The sequence below is a fragment of the Streptomyces sp. NPDC096046 genome, from assembly GCF_040303285.1.
GTDB lineage: Bacteria > Actinomycetota > Actinomycetes > Streptomycetales > Streptomycetaceae > Streptomyces.
Map to the genome: position 1 here is coordinate 89247 of NZ_JBEOSZ010000022.1, position 19723 is coordinate 108969.

Annotated in this window: 16 protein-coding genes; 12 read left to right on the forward strand and 4 right to left on the reverse strand. The window is 73.3% G+C overall.

The genetic code is table 11. The annotated features are described in order from the left end of the window. Positions 1-61: 61 nt before the first annotated feature. Entirely contained in the window at positions 62-598 is a 537-nt protein-coding gene (locus ABTX62_RS20505) for an HNH endonuclease (RefSeq protein ID WP_033314199.1), read from the reverse strand. 313 nt (positions 599-911) lie between these two features. Between ABTX62_RS20505 and ABTX62_RS20510 the strand changes: the two genes are divergently transcribed. The 11 genes from ABTX62_RS20510 to ABTX62_RS20560 all read left to right on the forward strand — a co-directional run bounded on the left by ABTX62_RS20510 (position 912) and on the right by ABTX62_RS20560 (position 17157). Beyond that, positions 912-2021, forward strand: coding sequence for a mechanosensitive ion channel family protein (locus ABTX62_RS20510; protein ID WP_352117492.1), 1110 nt, complete (start codon positions 912-914; stop codon positions 2019-2021). 258 nt (positions 2022-2279) lie between these two features. Continuing rightward, on the forward strand, positions 2280-3491 hold the full coding sequence (locus ABTX62_RS20515) for an ROK family transcriptional regulator (protein ID WP_352117493.1): 1212 nt from the start codon (positions 2280-2282) through the stop codon (positions 3489-3491). 53 nt (positions 3492-3544) lie between these two features. After that, positions 3545-4810, forward strand: coding sequence for a 6-phospho-beta-glucosidase (locus ABTX62_RS20520; protein WP_352117494.1), 1266 nt, complete (start codon positions 3545-3547; stop codon positions 4808-4810). Next, the gene (locus ABTX62_RS20525; protein WP_352117495.1) at positions 4801-5772 is read left to right on the forward strand and encodes an N-acetylglucosamine kinase; all 972 of its coding nucleotides are present in this window, start codon (positions 4801-4803) and stop codon (positions 5770-5772) included. Before ABTX62_RS20520 ends, ABTX62_RS20525 begins: the two co-directional genes overlap by 10 nt. A 536-nt stretch (positions 5773-6308) precedes the next feature. Then, entirely contained in the window at positions 6309-7769 is a 1461-nt protein-coding gene (locus ABTX62_RS20530; RefSeq protein ID WP_352117496.1) for a GlnX family signal transduction membrane protein, read from the forward strand. Between the two features lie 68 nt (positions 7770-7837). Continuing rightward, positions 7838-8818: a glutamate ABC transporter substrate-binding protein gene (locus ABTX62_RS20535; RefSeq protein ID WP_352117532.1), complete on the forward strand. Its 981-nt coding sequence runs from the start codon at positions 7838-7840 to the stop codon at positions 8816-8818. 98 nt (positions 8819-8916) lie between these two features. Then, entirely contained in the window at positions 8917-10254 is a 1338-nt protein-coding gene (locus tag ABTX62_RS20540; protein WP_283971352.1) for a coiled-coil domain-containing protein, read from the forward strand. A gap of 17 nt (positions 10255-10271) precedes the next feature. After that, entirely contained in the window at positions 10272-12833 is a 2562-nt protein-coding gene (locus ABTX62_RS20545) for a serine/threonine-protein kinase (RefSeq protein WP_352117533.1), read from the forward strand. A 3-nt stretch (positions 12834-12836) separates the two neighbouring features. Beyond that, complete coding sequence (locus tag ABTX62_RS20550; protein WP_352117497.1) at positions 12837-14252, forward strand: protein phosphatase 2C domain-containing protein; 1416 nt, start codon at positions 12837-12839, stop codon at positions 14250-14252. A gap of 102 nt (positions 14253-14354) precedes the next feature. Continuing rightward, positions 14355-15701 (forward strand): vWA domain-containing protein, encoded by a 1347-nt coding sequence (locus ABTX62_RS20555; RefSeq protein WP_352117498.1) that lies wholly within the window; start codon positions 14355-14357, stop codon positions 15699-15701. Positions 15702-15732: 31 nt separating this feature from the next. Then, positions 15733-17157 (forward strand): FHA domain-containing protein, encoded by a 1425-nt coding sequence (locus tag ABTX62_RS20560; protein ID WP_352117499.1) that lies wholly within the window; start codon positions 15733-15735, stop codon positions 17155-17157. Positions 17158-17163: 6 nt separating this feature from the next. Here ABTX62_RS20560 and ABTX62_RS20565 read toward each other — a convergent pair whose 3' ends face one another. Beyond that, on the reverse strand, positions 17164-18147 hold the full coding sequence (locus ABTX62_RS20565) for a methyltransferase domain-containing protein (protein WP_352117500.1): 984 nt from the start codon (positions 18145-18147) through the stop codon (positions 17164-17166). Between the two features lie 59 nt (positions 18148-18206). Between ABTX62_RS20565 and ABTX62_RS20570 the strand changes: the two genes are divergently transcribed. Beyond that, positions 18207-18620: a globin gene (locus tag ABTX62_RS20570; RefSeq protein WP_053671759.1), complete on the forward strand. Its 414-nt coding sequence runs from the start codon at positions 18207-18209 to the stop codon at positions 18618-18620. A gap of 18 nt (positions 18621-18638) precedes the next feature. Here the strand turns inward: ABTX62_RS20570 and ABTX62_RS20575 are convergent, their stop codons facing one another. Next, complete coding sequence (locus tag ABTX62_RS20575) at positions 18639-19307, reverse strand: DUF8010 domain-containing protein (RefSeq protein ID WP_352117501.1); 669 nt, start codon at positions 19305-19307, stop codon at positions 18639-18641. Next, entirely contained in the window at positions 19304-19717 is a 414-nt protein-coding gene (locus ABTX62_RS20580; protein WP_352117502.1) for an acyl-CoA thioesterase, read from the reverse strand. Before ABTX62_RS20580 ends, ABTX62_RS20575 begins: the two co-directional genes overlap by 4 nt. Positions 19718-19723: the final 6 nt, after the last annotated feature.

The following is a 19723-nucleotide window of genomic DNA, read 5'->3' on the forward strand; positions in this document are numbered from 1 at the left end:
ACGGGGGTTCCCCGGGCCGACCGACAGGCCGCACGCGGCAATACGAAGGCCCGGATCGTCGTCAGGCGGAAATGCCGTCGATCCGGGCCATGGCGTCCTCCGCGCCGTACGGCTGCAAGTACGGAAGCCAGCGCGGATCCCTGTGGCCGGTCCCGATGATGCGCCAGGCCAGGCCGGACGGCGGGGCGGGTTTGTGGCGCAGCCGCCAGCCGATCTCGAAGAGGTGGCGGTCGGCCTTCACGTGGTTGCAGCGGCGGCAGGACGCCACCACGTTGTCCCAGACGTGCTTGCCCCCGCGGCTGCGCGGGATGACGTGGTCGACGCTGGTTGCGACGCCACCGCAGTACATGCACCGGCCCCCGTCGCGGGCGAACAGCGCCCGGCGGGTCAGTGGAACGGGCCCCCGATAGGGAACCCGGACGAATCGCTTGAGCCGGACCACGCTGGGTGCGGGGACTGTGACGGTCGCGCTGTGCAGGTAGGCGCCGGACTCCTCAAGGCATACGGCCTTGTTCTCGAGGACGAGGACGAGTGCGCGGCGGAGCGGTACGACGCCCAGAGGCTCGTACGACGCGTTGAGTACCAGGACATGCGGCACGGATGCCTCCTTGGACGCCGGCGGCGCGTGGCTCGCGCCGGGACGATTCGTAGCCAGTCTCCCCTCATGCCTGGTGGAAGCGCCACCATGTCCCCGTAACGGGCTGGGAGTGTTTTCGACCACATCCCATTCATCCCCAGGATCATGGCCTGTTCAAGCCAGGGTGAGCACGGTCTCTCCTTCACACATCCAGCGGAAGCACACACAATGCCCCGTTAGTGTGGTGGTTCTGCCCCTTCGGTGACCCAGCCGTGACCTTGGCCCCCCAGAACCACCGTGCCGGGGCAGACCGCTGCACCTGGAGGTACCTGCCGTGTCCCTGTCCCTCGTGGACTCCGTCCTGCCGGCCGCCGACCCGTCACCGTCGCCGACCCCCTCGGAGACCCAGTCCCCGAGAGTGCCTTCGCTCCAGGACGCCCAGGAGAGCGCGACGAACGCCGCCGGCTGGGTCGAGCAGAACTGGTCGACGTGGCTCGCGATCGGGCTCAGGGTCCTGCTCATCGTGGCGATAGCGGTGATCCTGCGGGTCGTCGTACGGCGGTCGATCACCAAGCTGATCGACCGCATGAACCGGAACCACCAGACCGGGGAGAGCAGTGCGATCGGCGGGCTGCTCGTCAACGTCGAGCGCCGTCGGCAGCGCTCGCAGGCCATCGGCTCGGTGCTGCGCTCGGTGGCGTCGTTCCTGATCGTCGGCACCGCCGCGCTGATGATCCTGGGCACCTTCCAGATCAACCTCGCCCCGCTGCTGGCCTCCGCGGGTGTCGCCGGTGTGGCGATCGGTTTCGGCGCCCGCAACCTGGTCACCGACTTCCTCTCCGGTGTCTTCATGATCCTGGAGGACCAGTACGGCGTCGGAGACACGATCGACGCGGGCGTCGCCTCCGGCGAGGTGATCGAGGTGGGCCTGCGCGTGACCAAGCTGCGCGGTGACGGCGGCGAGATCTGGTACGTCCGCAACGGCGAGGTCAAGCGGATCGGGAACCTCTCCCAGGGCTGGGCCACGGCCAACGTCGATGTCACCGTCCACTCCGGCGAGGACCTGGACAAGGTCAAGGCCACCCTGGACGAGGTGGCCGAGAAGATGGGCGCCGAGGAGCCCTGGAACGAGATGCTGTGGGGCCCGATCGAGATCCTCGGCCTGGACAGCGTCCTGCTGGATTCCATGGTCGTGCGCGTCACGGCCAAGACCATGCCCGGCAAGTCCCTCACCGTGGAGCGCGAACTGCGCTGGCGCATCAAGCGGGCGTTCGACGCGGCGGACATCCGGATCGTCGGCGGCGCCACGGCCACGGTCGAGGAGCAGCCCGCGGACCCGACGGCGGGGATGGCCGCCCCCTCGGTGTACGCGAACGCGGCGTCCCCGCAGTCGGCCGCGGCCTCCCCGCTCACCCCGCCCGCCCCGACGAGCACCACGAAGTAGCCGTCACGGCCCGCGGGAGAGGGCGGCATCCGGCACAGCCGGGTGCCGCCCTCCTCGCGTGTTCGGCCGCATGCCCGATACGCGGCGCTCTGTGTCCGTACGGCGACGAGCGGTCCCCTCTTGACGCCCGCCCGGCGTCACGCCTACCTTTCTCCCACTGACAGGAAACTTTCCTAATAGTGATCGCGGGGCGACGGCCGCCGGGTCGGCTTCCCCGCCTGATCATGAGAAGCCGCCGAAGGGCAGGTGCGGACCCGTATGGCAGGAACCGCCGGCACGCCGGGCACTCCGCGCGTCCTGCGCGCCATGAACGACCGGGCCGCCCTGGACCTGCTGCTGGAGCACGGACCGCTGTCCCGCACCCGGATCGGCAAGCTCACCGGCCTGTCCAAGCCGACCGCCTCCCAGCTCCTGGCCCGTCTGGAGGCGGCGGGGCTCGTCCTGGCCACCGGCACCACCGAAGGCCGCCCCGGACCGAGCGCCCAGCTCTACGAGGTCAACCCGGCGGCCGGTTACGCCGCCGGACTCGACGTCACCCCCCAGCGGGTCCTCGCCGCGGTCGCCGACATCACCGGCCGCACGATCGGCCGCCACGAGCTGCCCACCCGCGGCAGGCGCACCGGCACCCCGGTCGTCCAGCAGGTCACCGACGCCCTGGACGGCGCGGTGAAGGCGGCGGGTCTCGCCCGGGACGACGTCCACCGCCTGGTCATCGGCACGCCCGGCGCCTTCGACCCCACCACCGGCCGGCTGCGCTACGCCTCCCACCTCCCCGGCTGGCACTCACCCACCCTGCTGGACGAGCTCGCCGCCGCCCTGCCGATGCCGTTCGAGTACGAGAACGACGTCAATCTGGTCGCGCTCGCCGAGCAGCGCCTCGGCGCGGCCCGGGGCCACGCGGACTTCGTGCTGCTGTGGAACCAGGAGGGCCTGGGCGCCGCCCTGGTCCTCGGCGGCCGGCTGCACCGCGGCTGGACCGGCGGCGCCGGGGAGGTCGGCTTCCTGCCGGTGCCGGGCACCCCCCTGGTCCGCCGGGTCACCGAGGCCAACGGCGGCGGCTACCAGGAACTGGCCGGTTCCCAGGCCGTCCCGCGCCTGGCCCGCGAGCTCGGCATCGCGGACGTCCCGCCGGGCCCGTACGCCGAGGCCGCCGCCGAACTGGTGGCCAGGGCGGCCCAGGCCGGCGACGACGCCCACCGGCACCTCCTCCGGACCTACGCGACCCGGCTGGCCACCGGTCTGGCCTCGCTGGTCTCGGTCCTCGACCCCGAACTCGTCGTGCTGAGCGGCGCGTCCCTCACCTCGGGCGGCGAGCCGCTGCGCGCCCTCGTCCAGGCCGAACTGGAAGAGCTGGCCGCGTCCCGCCCGCGTCTGGTCGTGGGCGACGTCCGTGAACACCCCGTGCTGCGCGGCGCGCTGGAGAGCGCGCTCTCCACCACACGCGACGCGGTCTTCGACACCTCCCGCTGACCCGTCCCTCCCCCGGCATTCCCTTCTTCCCCCACGTCTCAGGGAGCTCTGCGATGAAACTCACCGTGGTCGGCGGAGGCTCGACCTATACGCCCGAACTCGTGGACGGCCTCGCCCGCCTGAGGGACACCCTGCCCGTCGAGGACCTGGTCCTGATGGACCCCGCCCAGGACCGTCTCGACCTGGTGGGCGGCCTGGCCCGCCGCATCTTCGCCCGGCAGGACCACGCGGGCCGCATCACCACCACGACCGATCTCGACGAGGCGGTGGACGGCGCGGACGCGGTCCTCCTCCAACTCCGCGTGGGTGGCCAAGCGGCCCGTGAGCAGGACGAGACCTGGCCCCTGGAATGCGGCTGCGTGGGTCAGGAGACCACCGGCGCCGGCGGTCTCGCCAAGGCCCTGCGCACGGTCCCCGTCGTCCTGGACATCGCGGAGCGCGTACGCCGCGCCAACCCGCGGGCGTGGATCATCGACTTCACGAATCCGGTCGGCATCGTGACCCGCGCCCTGCTCCAGGCGGGCCACAAGGCGGTGGGCCTGTGCAACGTGGCGATCGGCCTGCAGCGCAAGTTCGCGGCCCTGCTCTCCCTTGAGCCGTCCGAACTCCACCTGGACCACGTGGGCCTCAACCACCTCACCTGGGAGACGGCGGTACGCCTCGGCGGCCCGGAGGGCGAGGACGTCCTGCCGGAACTGCTGGGCGAACACGGCGACACGATCGCGGCCGACCTCCGCCTGCCCCGCCCCCTGCTGGACACCCTGGGCGTGGTCCCCTCCTACTACCTGCGCTACTACTACGCGCACGACGAGGTCGTGGGGGAACTGCGGACGAAACCGTCCCGGGCGGCCGAAGTGGCCGAGATGGAACGCCGGTTGCTCGCGCTGTACGCCGACCCGGCCCTGGACGAGAAGCCGGAGCTGCTCGCCGGGCGGGGCGGTGCCTTCTACTCGGAGGCGGCGGCGGACCTGGCCGCGGCCCTGCTGGGCGGCGGCGGCTCGCCCTGCCAGGTGGTGAACATCCACAACCGGGGCACGCTGCCGTTCCTCCCCGACGACGCGGTGATCGAGGTCCAGGCGGCCGTGGGGGTCAAGGGCGCGTCTCCCCTGCCCGTGCGGCCCGTGGACCCGCTCTACGCGGGCCTGATGGCCGACGTCACGGCCTACGAGGAGCTGGCCCTGCAGGCCGCCCTGCACGGCGGCAGGGACCGCGTCTTCCGCGCCCTCCTCTCGCACCCCCTCGTCGGCCAGTACGCGTACGCCGAGACGCTCACCGACCGGCTGATCGCACACAACCGGGAGCACCTCGCGTGGGCCTGACGACACGTGTCCTCGCCATCGACGCGGGCAACAGCAAGACGGACGTCGCGATCGTGACGGCGGACGGGGATGTCCTCGCCACGGCACGCGGAGGCGGCTTCCGTCCGCCGGCCGTGGGCGTGGACGCGGCGATGGACGCCCTCGCCGAGACGGTGGCGCAGACCCTCGGCACCGCGGGTCTCACCTCGGTCACCCATGTCTCGGCATGCCTGGCGAACGCCGACTTCCCCATCGAGGAGGAGCGGTTGGCGGCGGCGCTGCGGGCACGCGCGTGGGGCACGACCGTGACGGTCCGCAACGACACCTTCGCGATCCTGCGGGCCGGTGTCACCGAACCCCGGGGTGTGGCGGTCGTCTGCGGCGCGGGCATCAACTGCGTGGGCATGCGCCCCGACGGCCGCACGGCCCGCTTCCCGGCACTCGGCAGGGTCTCGGGCGACTGGGGCGGCGGCTGGGACCTGTCCGAGGAAGCCCTCTGGCACGCCTCCCGGGCGGAGGACGGCCGCGGCGCCCCCACCGCCCTGTGCCACACCCTCCCCGCCCACTTCGGCCTGCCCTCCGTGTACGCCCTCGTCGAGGCGCTGCACCTGGAGCACATCCCGATGCTCCGGCGCCACGAGCTGGCCCCGGTCCTCTTCGCCACGGCCGCCGGCGGTGACGCCATCGCCGGGACGATCGTGGAGCGCCAGGCCGAGGAGGTGGTCGCCATGGCAGTGGTCGCCCTGACCCGCCTGGACCTGCTGTCCGAGCAGACCCCGGTCCTTCTGGGCGGCGGCGTCCTGGCGGCCCGTCATGCCCAACTCAACAACCACATCGAGCACATGCTGGCCGAACGCGCACCGAAGGCCGTCCCGCGGGTGGTCACGGCCAGCCCGGTCCTGGGGGCGGCGCTGCTGGGCCTGGACCACGTCGGAGCGGGAAAGGCGGCGCAGGAGCGTCTGCGCAGGCATTACAACGCCTAGGCCCCTTGGCCGACCGCGACGCGCCCGCACCCGCGTACGGCGAGGAGGGGCCGTGGGGGGGGTGTCCGCCCGCGGCGGTTGGCGCGTCAACGGCAGTCAGTCGGTATGAGGGTCCATCGCGCCGTTCCGAGGACGGGCAACCCCCGGCGCGGCCCGGGCCCATCACCCGGCGCCAAGCGAAGACGCGCACCCCCACTCCTCGCCAGGCGAAGACGCACCCCACCCGGCGCCACAGGCACAGCACACCCCGAGCCGGCGTCAGGCGAAGACGCGCACCCGCACCCGGCGCCAAGCCCAAAGGCACGCCCCCACCCGGCCCCACAGGCACAGCACACTCCGACCCGGCGTCACCCGCAGACGACGCGCACCCGCCCCACCGGGAACCGATCCACCTCCCCATACGTGTTCCTGGGCAAGGGGCGGCGCCGGGGGGTGGTGTCCACGCTGCGATCCGATCAAGATCCAGACAAGGCCGGTGCGGATGTCGGCCCCGGCAGCGATACTTGCGGCGACGGATGACCACGGGGGAGGTCACAGTGACGTACACGCCGAAGAGCAGCCCGCCACCACCGGGCCCGGGCCTGCCCGTCCTGCCCGTCCTGCCGACGGTACCGGCGCAGACGGCACCCCCGGCCCGGCCCCCCGGCAGCGCCCCGGCACCGCCCGAACCCCCGGCGGGCCCCCGCCGCACCGCCTTCGCCGAGGGCCTCGACCGGCTCCGCTCCGCCGCCACCACCGAACCCGGCCGCCTCCGCGTCATCGGCGCCCTCCTGGCCCTCCTCGTCATCGCCTTCGGCGCGGTCGCCGCCTGGCAGATGACCGGCCGCGCGGCCGCCGCCGACGACGTCCTCACCCGCAGCCAGCCCCTCAGTTCGGACGCCGCCGACATCTACCGCTCCCTCGCGGACGCCAACACCGCCGCCTCCAGCGGTTTCCTCGCCGGGGGCCAGGAGTCGGCCACCACCCGCGAACGCTACGAGCGGGACATCCGCACGGCCGCCGAGAAGCTCGTCAACGCCGCCGCCAACGCCGACCCGCACTCCCCGTCCACGGCGACGATCGCCGAGCTCAACCGGCTCCTCCCGGAGTACAAGGGCCTGGTGGAGCGCGCCCGTACGTACAACCGCCAGGGCTTCCCCGTCGGCGGCGCCTACCTGCGCTACGCCAACGAGAAGATGCAGCAGCAGATGCTCCCGGCTGCGGAGGACCTGTACAAGAAGGAGAACCAGCGCCTGCGCGCGGACTACGCGGGCGCCACCCCGTACCCCTGGGCGGCCATCGCCCTCGGCGTCGCCGCCCTGGCCGCCCTCGCCTGGGCCCAGCACCGCAACTACCGGCGGACGAACAGGGTCCTGAACCACGGCCTGGTGGCCGCCACGGCCACGGCCACGGCCGTCCTTCTCTGGCTGGTCGTGGGCCACACCGTCGCCCGCGCGGGCCTCAACGACTCCTACGACCACGGCGTCCGTTCCCTGAACGTCCTGCACGACGCGCGCATCGCCTCCCTGAAGGCCCGGGGCAACGAGAACCTGACTCTGGTGGCGCGCGGCGCGGAGACGAAGAAGGTCGGCGAAACGACCTACGACGCCTACGACTACGACTTCGGCTCGGACATCAAGGCCCTCGCCGCACACCTGGCGGCGGCGGAGAAGCTCGCCGACGACGTCTCGGGCGAGCGCCCCGTCACCGCCGCCGTGGGCAACATGACGGAGTGGAAGAAGCGCCACGCCGCGGCCCGCGAGCAGGACGAGAACGGCAACTACCAGCAGGCGCTGGACAGCGTCATCGGCGCCAAGGGCGCGACGGGCGAGTGCTTCGACAGCGTCGACGAGAACCTGCGCACGGCAATCGCCCACGAGGAGACGGAGTTCAAGCGCGCGGCGGGCGACGGCCGCGGCGCGCTGACGGGCCTGCCGGCCGGCGCGGCCGTGCTCGCGGTGCTGGGCGCGGCGGGCGCGGTCCTGGGCATCGGCCGCAGGCTGTCGGAGTACCGGTGAACGGGCCAGGGGCGAAGGGAGGAACGACCGTGCGAGACGCACTCAAGGGCTGGGGCGGAGTGACCGCGATGGCAGTCGTCTGCGCCCTGGTGGCGCTGGTGGCCCTCTGCCTGCCGCTCACCACGGCCCCCGCGGCCACCCAGCACACCGCCGCGGCCACGCGCACCGTCGGCACGGCGGCGGAAGAGGACTGCGAGGCCCCCGAGCAGCAGACGCTCTCCCCCTCCTCCGCCGACGGCGACACCATCCGGGTGATCAAGAACCGCGAGGGCGAGAAGCGCAAACTGATCGTCGGCGTCGACCAGAACAGCTACCGCTGGGGCTACCGCAACCCCAACAGTGGCAAGACCGCGGAGCTCGAGGGCTTCGACATCGACCTGGTGCACCGGATCGCCGAGGACATCCTCGGCGACCCGAACGCCGTGCAGTTCAAGGCGATCCCCACCGACCAGCGCATCCCGGCCATCAAGGACGGCCGCGTGGACATGGTCGTCCGCACGATGACGATCAACTGCGCCCGCATCGCCGACGTGGCCTTCTCCGCCCCTTACTTCAAGACGGGCCAGCAGGTCCTGGCCCCGAAGTCCTCGCCCGTCAAGGGCTACGACGGCACGCTCGCGGACCGCCGCGTCTGCACGGCCGCCGGCTCGACGGCGTACGCGAAACTCCAGGCGGACCAGAAGGCCGGCGGCCTCCCGGCCAGCACCGACATCTCCACCACCGTGCCGAACCAACTCGACTGCCTGGTGCGGCTCCAGCTGGGCGAGGTCGACGCGGTGGTCACCGACGGTGCCCTCGCGGCGAGTCAGGCGGCACAGGATCCGACGGTCCAGCTCAAGGGTGACGCCTTCACTGCCGAGTATTACGGCGTGGCGATGAAGAAGGACGCGGACGACCTGGTACGCCGGGTCAACCGAATCCTGGTGGACTACCGCGAGGACACCGCGAACGGCTGGCAGGCGTCGTACGACCAATGGCTGTCGGCGACCCTGGGCAAGGATGCGAAGAAGTCGCAACCACCGGCACCGCAGTACCTCCGCACCACCTGACCCCCGCCGAACCCGCGAGCACCCACGAGCACCCACGAGCACCCGCACCAGACGACGACAGACGACACGCGACACACAACCGCAGCGAGAGGTGATCGATGGGCGTCACGGGATCCACCGGGCCGGTGATGGACCGGGACGAGGTGGACCGTGCGCTGGCGCGGCTCGGCGCGGAGCACGAGGCGATCGAGACCTCGCTCCTGGCCCTGCAGGACCACGCGGGCCGCAGACTCCTGGAGGGCGCCCGGCTCACCGGCGTCACCCAGGAGCGCTGGACGTCCACGGAGGCGTCCATCACGCTGCTGTGGACGTATTTCGACGCGTACACCGACGCGCTGCGCACCGCACGCGACATCCGGGCCCGCCGCCGCTGGTCCAGCCGCGAGGACCTGGTGGAGCTGACGGAGCTGCTGAACGGCGACTCGGTCACCGTCGCGGGCAGCGCCACGGCGACGGCCAACGCCCCGACCCTGCACGGCGGTCCGAACAGGCTCAGCGAGCGCTACTCGCTCTCCGCCCTCGTCGACCGGATGAACGAGCTGTACGCGACGAGCCTGGACATGGTCGTCGCCGCGGACGCGGTCTGGTCGGCGCTGCCCGCCCGGATCGATCTGCTCGCGGCGGAACTCCAGCGCACCCGCCGGCTCGCGCACTCGGTCGGCGTGCGCCCCGGCGAGCACCCGGCCGGTGACGACCTGGAGCGCATCACGCGGATACTGACGAAGCTGCGCGAGCAGGTGGTCTCGGATCCGCTGGCCTTCTGGCTGGCCGCGGAGGGCAGTTCGGCGCCGGGCGGCGGCAGGCCGGACCTGACGGTGTACGACCGTGAGGCACGTGCCCTGGAGGACGTACGCCGCGAGATCGACGCCGTGCTGACGGTGCGCCAGGACGCCGAGAAGCGGATCGTGCGGCTGCGGGACATCCTCAGCCGCGCGGACCGCACGCTCGCGGAGGCGCGCACGGCACGCGGCGAGGTCCTGGCGAAGATCGCGGCGACGGAGGTGCCGGTCGTCAGCGGCCCGCCGACCGTGCTGCAGGAGCAGCTGGCGGCTGCCGCGGAGTACCGCAGGCAGGCGCAGTGGCACCGGCTGTCCCCGCTGCTGGAGTCGCTGGAGCAGAAGGCGGAGGACGAACTGTTGCGCGCCCGCGAGTCGTTGACGGCCGTCACCGCCCCACTGGCGGTCCGCGCCGAGCTGCGCGGCCGGCTCGACGCGTACAAGGCGAAGGTCGCCCGGCACGGTTTCGCGGAGGATACCCTGCTGGTGGAGCGGTACGAGAAGGCGCGCCGCATGCTGTGGAGCGCCCCCTGCGACCTGCGCGCCGCCGAGCAGGCGGTGCTGCGCTACCAGCACGCGGCCGCCGAGTTGCTGGGCGGCGGCCCGCGGGTGCCGGGGCAGGGTGTGCCCGAGGACGACCGGAGGGGGCCGGGCGCATGAGTGACGAGGGGGAGTCCATGAGTCAGCCGTCGCAGGAGCCACCCGGCGCGTCCGGACGCGCCTGCCAGCGCCCCGCCTGCGGCGGCACCTACGAGGACGTGGGCGGCGGGGAACTGTACTGCGACACCTGCGGTCTCGCCCCGGTCGTCGCGGCGGGGGGTCCCCCTTCCGGGAACGGCATGGTCGGTTCGCCTCCCACCGGCGTCACGGCCGGCGGCAGGGGCGGCTCCCGCGGGTCCGCCGGCAGCGGTGGTTCCCGCTCCGGCAGCCGCAGTTCGCGGACCTCCTCCCAGTCGTCGAGGTCCCGCCGTTCGGTGTCGGGACGCCTCTCGCGGTCCCTGTCGGGTACGTCGACGGGCCGCTCGATGTCGGTGCGCAGTTCCGGCTCGACCGCGGGCTCCGCATCCCGGGGGCGGCTGGGCGCCGGGCTGGTGCAGGTGCCGCCGATCCCGCGGCCCGACCCGCGCGAGATGGTCCTGGACAACCCCGAGGTGCCCGAGCGGAAGCGGTTCTGCTCACGCTCCGACTGCGGAGCGCCGGTGGGCCGGGCGCGCGGCGACCGGCCGGGCCGTACGGAGGGCTTCTGCACCAAGTGCGGTCATCCGTACTCGTTCGTGCCGAAGCTGAAGGCCGGGGACGTGGTGCACGGCCAGTACGAGGTGGTCGGCTGTCTGGCGCACGGCGGCCTGGGCTGGATCTACCTCGCCGTCGACCGGGCTGTCTCGGACCGCTGGGTGGTCCTCAAGGGCCTGCTGGACACGGGCGACCAGGACGCCATGGCGGCGGCGATCTCCGAGCGTCGTTTCCTCGCGGAGATCGAGCACGCAAACATCGTGCGGATCTACAACTTCGTGGAGCACCTGGACCAGCGCACGGGCTCGCTCGACGGCTACATCGTCATGGAGTACGTCGGCGGCAAGTCCCTCAAGGAGATCGCCAACGCCCGCCGCACCGCGCAGGGCAGACGGGACCCGCTGCCGGTGGAACAGGCCTGCGCGTACGGCATCGAGGCGCTGGAGGCGCTCGGGCACCTGCACAGCCGTAACCTGCTGTACTGCGACTTCAAGGTCGACAACGCGATCCAGACCGAGGACCAGCTCAAGCTGATCGACATGGGCGCGGTGCGCAGGATGGACGACGAGGAGTCGGCCATCTACGGCACGGTCGGCTACCAGGCCCCGGAGGTGGCCGAGGCGGGCCCGTCGGTGGCGAGCGACCTCTACACGGTCGCCCGCACCCTCGCCGTCATGACGTTCGACTTCCAGGGCTACACCAACGTCTACGCCGACTCCCTGCCCGACCCGGACCACATCGAGGTGTTCCGGCAGTACGAGTCGTTCTACCGGCTCCTGGTCCGTGCCACGGATCCCGACCCGGCCCGCCGCTTCGCCTCCGCGCAGGAGATGACCGAGCAGCTGACGGGCGTCCTGCGGGAGGTCGTCTCCCTCCAGACGGGTCGTGCCCGCCCGGCCCTGTCCACGCTCTTCGGGCCGGAACTGCGGGTGCCGGACACGGAGTTGTTCCCGAGGCTGGACGCAGAGGTGTCCCGTCTCGGAGCCCGGGCGGTGCGGACCCGGGCGTCCGCCGCTCCTGCCGCCCTGCCCCACCCGCAGCGGTCCGAGGGCCCGCACGGCCTCGTCAAGCCCGTCGACACCCCCGCCGCCGCCTTCGCCCTGCCCGTCGCCCGGGTCGACCCGGGGGACCCCAACGCCGGTTTCCTCGCGGGCCTGATGACCTCGGCGCCCGCCGAACTGCTCGGTGCCCTGGCGGCGGCTCCGGCCCCGTCGATCGAGACGCGTCTGAGGCAGGTCCGGGCCTGGCTGGAGACCGGCGAGCCGGCCACAGCGCTCCAGGCGCTGGTCGCGCTGGAGGGTGAACGGCCCGACGACTGGCGGGTGGTCTGGTACCGCGGTGTGGCCGCGCTGGTGACGGGCGACGACGAGGGCGCCGCGCTCGCCTTCGACGCGATCTACGACGCCTTCCCGGGGGAGATCGCGCCGAAGCTGGCGCTGGGCCTGTGCGCGGAGGTGCTGGGGCAGCTCGACAACGCCGCCGAGTACTACCGGCTGGTGTGGTCGACCGATCCGAGCTATGTGAGCGCCGCGTTCGGCCTGGCCCGCGTGCAGTTGGCGACCGGGGACCGGCACGGTGCCGTGCGTACGCTGGAGTCGGTCCCGGAGTCCTCCATCCACTACACGGCCGCCCGGGTGGCGGCCGTGCGGGCGCGGCTGCGGCAGCGCACGGCGAGCGCCTCCGACGCGGCGTTCCTCGGGGATCTGACGGCGGCCGCCGCGCAGGTCGAGGCGCTGGAGGCGTACGGTCTCGATCCGGCGCGCCGGGAGCGGTTGTCGGCCGAAGTCCTCGGTTGCGCGCTGGACTGGGTACTCTCCGGGGGCCAGGGTTCCGCCCCTCCCGCCGCCGGGGGACGGACGCTGCTCGGCAGCGGCCTGGACGAGCGGGGCCTGCGTTTCGGTCTGGAACGCTCGTACCGCATGCTGGCCCGGCTGGCGCGGGGCGGCGAGGAGAGAATCGACCTGGTGGAACGTGCCAATCGTTACCGCCCCCGGACGTGGGTGTAGTTGATGTCGCAGATGCCCCGGTTGTCCGCCTGCCCGAGCTGCGAGGAACCCCTCGAGTCGGGTGACCGTTTCTGCGGCGCGTGCGGATACGACCTGTCCGCCGTGCCGGCACGGCCTCAGGACAACCCGACCATCACCATGAACGGCTCGGTGCCCGCCCAGGGCGCTCCGGCCGGTGCGTACCCCGAGCCCCCGTCGGCGCCGTCCGCCGGCGCGGCCTGGCCCGCCCCCGGGCCGGACGGCACGGGTGCCCCGCAACCGGCGCACCTGCCGACCGACCTGCCGGGCACCGATTCGGGCGGCTCCGCACTGCCGCCCCAGGCGCCCCCGCCCCCGAGCGCCCCGCCGGCCCCGGCCGCGGGCGTGCGGTTCGACCGGCCGCCGCAGCCCGACGGGCCCGCCCCGTCGCCGGAGATCTACCAGACACAGCCCGACGAGTACCTCCTCCAGGCACCGGACCCACGGGTGTCCGCCGAGCCGGCGGCCCAGGCCGCGGGCACCGGCGGCAAGGTCTGCGTCGCCTGCCGGGCCGGCCGCGTGGACGACGACGGCTACTGCGAGAACTGCGGCCACGCCCAGCCGCGCGAACGGGACCACATGGAGCAGGAGTCCGGCCCGGTGGCCGCGGTCAGCGACCGCGGCCTGCGCCACCACCGCAACGAGGACGCGTTCGCCATCGGCACCACCGCGCTGCCCGACGGCACCCCCGCCTGCGTCGCGATCGTCTGCGACGGCGTCTCCTCGGCGACCCGCCCCGACGACGCCTCCGCGGCGGCCTCCAAGGCGGCGGGCGAGACGCTGCTGGCGGCCCTGCCGCGCGGCGCGCACCCGCAGCAGGCGATGCACGACGCGATCCTCGCCGCCTCGCGCGCCGTCAACTCGCTCGCCGCGGAGCCCGCCACGGCCCTTGAGCAGGCCCCTCACCAGAACGCCCCCGCCTGCACCATCGTCGGCGCCGTGGTGACGTCGGGCCTGCTGATCGTCGGCTGGGTCGGCGACAGCCGCGCCTACTGGGTCCCGGTCGACCGCAGCGCTCCCCCGGCCCGGCTCACCGAGGACGACTCGTGGGCCGCGCAGATGGTCGCCGCGGGCCTGATGAACGAGGCCGAGGCCTACGCCGACGAGCGCGCCCACGCGATCACCGGCTGGCTCGGCGCGGACGCCTACGAGCTGGAACCGCACACCGCCGCGTTCAAACCGGACCGGCCCGGCGTGGTGGTGGTCTGCACGGACGGCCTGTGGAACTACGCGGAGGCCGCCGACGACATGGCCCGGGTCGTCCCGCTCGACGCCGCCGTGCACCCGTTGCACAGCGCCCGGGTTCTCCTCGGCCACGCCCTGGACGGCGGGGGCCACGACAACGTAACAGTGGCGCTCGTGCCGTTCCCCGCCGTGCCCCAGGGGGCAGGATCGGCCTGAGGCCGGGTACGGGGACGCACGCCTCGGCGGACCGGAGGGGACCGGTCCGCCTACCGTCATCACCCCGCCGCGGCGGGGGCTTTGAAGGGGGATCGAAGCAGCATGGCCAATTTCTCGAAGTCGAACGTGCCTCAGTTCTCGGTGGACGTGTACCAGAACGAGTACCTGCCGGAGGGCGCCGGCGAGGTCAACGCCATCGTCACGGTGACGGCGACCGGCGGCGGCACGATCGGCAGCGCGGTCGCCGCGCCCCACCTCTACTCGCCCGGCCAGGGCCCGTCCGCCGCCGTGGCGGTCATGGTCGACTGCTCCGGGTCGATGGACTACCCGCCGACCAAGATGCGCAACGCCCGCGACGCCACGGCCGCCGCGATCGACACCCTGCGCGACGGTGTGCACTTCGCGGTGATCGGCGGGACCCACGTGGCCAAGGAGGTCTACCCGGGCGGCGGGCGCGTCGCGGTCGCCGACGCCACCACCCGCGAGCAGGCCAAGAAGGCGCTGCGCTCGCTCAGCGCCGGCGGCGGCACCGCCATCGGCACCTGGCTGAGACTGGCCGACCGCCTGCTGTCCTCCGCGGACGTCGCGATCCGGCACGGCATCCTGCTCACCGACGGCCGCAACGAGCACGAGTCGCCCGAGGATCTGAAGGCCGCGCTCGACGCGTGCGCCGGGCGGTTCACATGTGACGCACGCGGTGTGGGCACGGACTGGGAAGTGAAAGAAGTCACAGCGATCGCCTCCGCCCTGCTCGGCACCGCCGACATCGTCGCCGATCCGGCCGCGCTCGCCGCCGACTTCACGCGGATGATGGAAACGGCGATGGGCAAGGAGGTCGCGGACGTCTCCCTGCGGCTGTGGACCCCCGTCGGCACGACCGTGAGGTTCGTCAAGCAGGTCGCGCCGACGGTCGAGGAACTGACCGGCCGGCGCACCGAGGCGGGCCCGCGCGCCGGCGACTACCCCCTCGGTTCCTGGGGCGACGAGTCCCGCGATTACCACGTCTGCGTGGAGGTCCCGGCCGCGAACATCGGGCAGGAGATGCTGGCGGCCCGGATCTCGCTGGTCATTCCGCAGCCCGACGGCAGCGCCCAGAAGCTCGGTGCGCAGGGCCTGGTGCGGGCGGTGTGGACGGAGGACGTGGTCGCCTCGACGTCGATCAACCCTCAGGTCGCCCACTACACCGGACAGGCCGAACTGGCGCAAGTCATCCAACAGGGGCTGGATCTTCGCAAGTCGGGCGATATGGATGGAGCAACAGCCAAACTGGGCCGGGCCGTTCAGCTCGCGAGTGCCTCCGGGAACGCCGATACTGCGAAACTGCTTGCGAAGGTGGTGGACGTGGTCGATGCCGCGACCGGTACTGTGCGACTGAAGGCGAAGGTCGCGGAGGCCGACGAGATGACGCTCGAGACCCGTTCCACCAAGACCGTCCGCGTGAAGAAGTGACCTGAAGAGATCGAAGGAGGGACGCGCCGACATGCCGACCTGCCCGAACGGACACCAGTCGGGTTCCGACGACTGGTGCGAGGTCTGCGGTCACCGCATGGCGGGTGCCGTGCCTCCGCCTCCTCCCCCGCCGCCGCCCGGCGGTTACGGCTTCCCGCCCCCCGCCGGCCCGGGCGGCCCCCAGGGCCCCGGTGGCCGGCCCGGCGGACGCCCGCCGCACCTGTCCGCCGTACCGAACGCCGAGCCGGAGCTCTGCCCGCAGTGCCGTACGCCGCGTGAGGGCGGCGCCCCGTTCTGCGAGGAGTGCCGGTGGAACTTCCTGACGAACACGGCGACGTCGTACACACCCGCGGCCCCGCCGCCCGGTCCGGGTGGGCCCTTCCACCCGCCGGGCCGGCAGGGCCCGCCCGGGCCGTCGTACGGCGGCGGTGACTCCTACGAGTACCAGGGCTCCCGCCCCTCGCAGATGAACCGTCCGGCCGAGCCGATCCCGCCCTTCGGCGACCCGTCCGGTCGCCCCGACCAGGGCGGCCCCGGCGGCTACCCGGGCCCCGGCGGTCCTGGCGGCCACGGAGGCCCTGGCGGCCCCGGTGGGCCCGGTGGACCGGGCGGTCACGGTGGGCCCGGCCGTCACGGCGGCCCTCCCGGCCCGCCCGGATTCGGTGCCGACCCCTCCCGGCCGGTCCCGCCCGGGCCCGGTGGCCCCGGCGGTCCGGGTGGCCCCGGCGGTCCCGGTGGCGCTCCGCAGGCCTACCATCAGTCCGGTCCGCCGGCCCCGCCCGGATTCCCGCAGGAGACGCAGCGGCCTCCGCAGCAGGGCGGTCCGTCCTTCGGCGGCGGTGAGGACGACTGGGTGATCTCCCCGCCGTCGTCCGGTCCCGGCGGCCCCGGTCAGGGCGGCTACGGCTACCCGCAGCCCGGCGCGACCCAGGCCCCTCCCGGCCCCGGCGGTCCCGACCAGGGCGGCTACGGCTACCCGCAGCCCGGCGCGACCCAGGCGCCTCCCGGCCCAGGCGGCTTCCCGCAGCAGCCCCAGCCGCCGCGGGGACCCGCGACGTGGACGGCGACGATCGGCCCGGACCGCGACTACTTCATGGCGATGATGCAGCGCTCCGGCCCCGAGGCCGCGGGCCTGAACCTGCCCGCGTACTCGCCGGAGCAGCAGCGCCGGCTCACCGGCAACCAGCTCACGATCGGCCGCCGGCGGCACTCCACCGGCGACACCCCCGACATCGACCTGTCGGTGCCGCCGGAGGACCCGGGCGTCTCGCACCAGCACGCGGTGCTGGTCCAGCAGCCGGACGGCAGCTGGGCGGTCGTCGACCAGAACTCCACGAACGGCACGACGGTCAACGGCTCGGAGGAACCGATCCAGCCGTTCGTCCCGGTACCGCTCCAGGACGGCGACCGGGTGCACGTGGGCGCCTGGACGACGATCACGATCCGCCGCGGCTGAGCCCCGTCACGACGGGAGGGGCCAGGCGTACGGCCCCTCCGGGTCGTCCAGCCAGGCCCACTCCCGCTCGCCCCGGACCGTGATGCCGTAGCGCTCGCGCTGCGGCCGGCCCTCCTGCTCCCACAGCGCGTGCGCCTCCTGTGGATCGAGGCTGCCGCGGGTCAGGGCCAGCAGGAAGCGGAACAGGTCGTCCTCCCGGGCCCGGCGCGGCACCCCGCCCAGCTGGGCCGACTCGCCCCCGGGCCGGCCGGTCCCGCGCAGCGGCACGAAGTAGGCGGGGGTGTGCAGGAATCGTCCCTCGGCATCGCCGGCGCCGGTCACCGTCAGCACGATCAGGCCGGTGGCCAGCGGCATCAGGATCCGGCCTCCCGGGCGGCTCTGGGCCACCCAGGCGCACGGGACGGTGCTCAGGGCGCAGGTGGCGATGATCCGGTCGAACGGCGCGCGCTCCGGCACACCCCGGGCGCCGTCGCCGGTGACGACGACCGGGTGGTACCCGGCCGCGGCCAGGTGCCTGCGGGCCGACTCGGTGATCTCCGGGTCGAGATCGACGGTGGTGACCTTGTCGTCGCCCAGCCGGTGAGCCAGCAGCGCCGCGTTGTAGCCGGTGCCCGCGCCGATCTCCAGGACCGTGTGGCCGTCCGCGACGTCCAGCGCGGCCAGCATGTCCGCCATCAGGGACGGCTGGCTGCTGGAGGACAGCAGCTCGCCTTCGCGCAGCCGGGTGGCCAGCGGGGTGTCCTCGTAGGCGCCCCGCAGCCACCGCTCCCGCGCCCCCCGGTCGGCGCTCTCGCCCCAGCGACGTTCGTAGCCGCCGGCGACACCGACGTAGTAGTACGGCACGAAGAGGTGCCGCGGGACCGCCGCGAAGGCGGCCCGCCAGCCCGGATCGGCGGCCCAGACCCCGCTCGCCTCGATCCGCCGCACCAGTGCCGCCCGCGCGACGGCGGCGAGACCGTCGAGTTCGCTGCCGGGTCCGTAGCCGCCCATGTCTCCACAGTAGGGGCAAGGACCTAGGTCTTGAGTCCTATGCCGGGGCGTCTGAGACCATGGATCGCGTGAATGAGATTCGGCGCGGCACGCTTCAGGAGCAGACCTTCTACGAGCAGGTCGGCGGGGAGGAGACCTTCCGTCGGCTCGTCCACCGCTTCTACGAGGGAGTCGCCGAGGACCCGCTGCTGCGGCCCATGTACCCCGAGGAGGACCTGGGCCCGGCCGAGGAGCGCCTCGTGCTGTTCCTCATCCAGTACTGGGGCGGCCCCACGACGTACAGCGAGAACCGCGGCCACCCCCGGCTGCGGATGCGGCACGCGCCCTTCGCGGTCGACCGGGCGGCGCACGACGCGTGGCTGAAGCACATGCGCGTCGCCGTCGAGGAGCTGGGTCTGTCCGAGGAGCACGAGCACACGCTGTGGAACTACCTGACGTACGCGGCGGCCTCGATGGTCAACACCGCGGGCTGACGCCCGCCCGGGGGCCGGTCAGCGGACGCTGACGTCCAGCGCCCCGAGCCCGGCACGCCGTACGGCGACGGACCCGTACGGTGTGCGCAGCCTCAGCCACGCGCCCGAGGAGAACAGAGCCGGCGGCTCTCCGGGCCGCAGGAACCCGAGGGACTGCGCCGCGTGCACGGCCCGGACGGGGAGCCGGGTGTCCCCGACCGTACGGGACCAGATGTCCCGCCCGATCCGGTCCAGCTCGTCCCGGGTCCGCCGCTCGGCGGGCAACTCCCCCGTCCGCGCACGGAACTCGGCGACGACGGCGGCCACCAGGGCCCCCAGGGCGTCCGGAGCGGGCAGCCCCGGCTCGGCCCGCCAGCCCCCGCGGGGCGGCAGCACACCGGCCCACGGCGGCCCGGTCACGGCCCCCGGCACGACGACGGTGCCGGCGCTCTCGTCCACCGTCTCCAGCAACTCACCGGCCGAGACGGTCACGTCCAGCGTGACCTCCAGCCCCTCCTCGTACGGCTTCCCCAGCCGTACCGCCCGCACGGCCAGCACCTCGAAGGAGGGGGGCCGCCCGAAGACGGCCAGCGCGGTGCCGGCCGCCTGGAGCCGCACCGCGGCTCCACGGTCGTAGTGGAGCAGGCGGGAGAGGAAGGCCGCGAGATCCGCCGCCTCCCCCTCGTCGGCGAGGTGGAGCACCGTCATGCGGCGACGGCCTCCTCCTCGGCGTCCTCCATGTACTCGCGCAGGAACTCCCGTTCCTGCGCGGTGATCCGGCGCGGGCGCTGCGCCTGGAAGTCGAACGGCACGATCACCGTCGAGGCCCGTACATAGACCTGGTCGCCGTCCTTCACCTCGTAGGTGAGGGTGAACGACGCGGCCCGGATCTCGGTGACCCACAGCTCGATGTCCACCGGGTGGTGCCGGTGGACGAGCTGCCGCTTGTAGTCGATCTCATGGCGTGCCACCACGGACCCCTGCTTGAAGTCCTTCTCCGGGCGGAACAGGAAGTCGATACGGGCTTCCTCCAGGTAGCGGAGGAACACCACGTTGTTGACGTGGCCGTACGCGTCCATGTCCGCCCAGCGCAGCGGGCAGCGGTAGATGTGCCGCAAGATCGA

What these genes read in the sequence shown, in the direction of transcription:
- ABTX62_RS20515 (WP_352117493.1), top strand. Translation starts at nt 2,280, where the DNA reads ATGGCAGGAACCGCCGGCACGCCGGGCACTCCGCGCGTCCTGCGCGCC.
- ABTX62_RS20520 (WP_352117494.1), top strand. Translation starts at nt 3,545, where the DNA reads ATGAAACTCACCGTGGTCGGCGGAGGCTCGACCTATACGCCCGAACTC.
- ABTX62_RS20535 (WP_352117532.1), top strand. Translation starts at nt 7,838, where the DNA reads ATGGCAGTCGTCTGCGCCCTGGTGGCGCTGGTGGCCCTCTGCCTGCCG.
- ABTX62_RS20540 (WP_283971352.1), top strand. Translation starts at nt 8,917, where the DNA reads ATGGGCGTCACGGGATCCACCGGGCCGGTGATGGACCGGGACGAGGTG.
- ABTX62_RS20545 (WP_352117533.1), top strand. Translation starts at nt 10,272, where the DNA reads ATGAGTCAGCCGTCGCAGGAGCCACCCGGCGCGTCCGGACGCGCCTGC.
- ABTX62_RS20550 (WP_352117497.1), top strand. Translation starts at nt 12,837, where the DNA reads ATGTCGCAGATGCCCCGGTTGTCCGCCTGCCCGAGCTGCGAGGAACCC.
- ABTX62_RS20555 (WP_352117498.1), top strand. Translation starts at nt 14,355, where the DNA reads ATGGCCAATTTCTCGAAGTCGAACGTGCCTCAGTTCTCGGTGGACGTG.
- ABTX62_RS20560 (WP_352117499.1), top strand. Translation starts at nt 15,733, where the DNA reads ATGCCGACCTGCCCGAACGGACACCAGTCGGGTTCCGACGACTGGTGC.
- ABTX62_RS20565 (WP_352117500.1), bottom strand. Translation starts at nt 18,147, where the DNA reads ATGGGCGGCTACGGACCCGGCAGCGAACTCGACGGTCTCGCCGCCGTC.
- ABTX62_RS20570 (WP_053671759.1), top strand. Translation starts at nt 18,207, where the DNA reads ATGGATCGCGTGAATGAGATTCGGCGCGGCACGCTTCAGGAGCAGACC.
- ABTX62_RS20575 (WP_352117501.1), bottom strand. Translation starts at nt 19,307, where the DNA reads ATGACGGTGCTCCACCTCGCCGACGAGGGGGAGGCGGCGGATCTCGCG.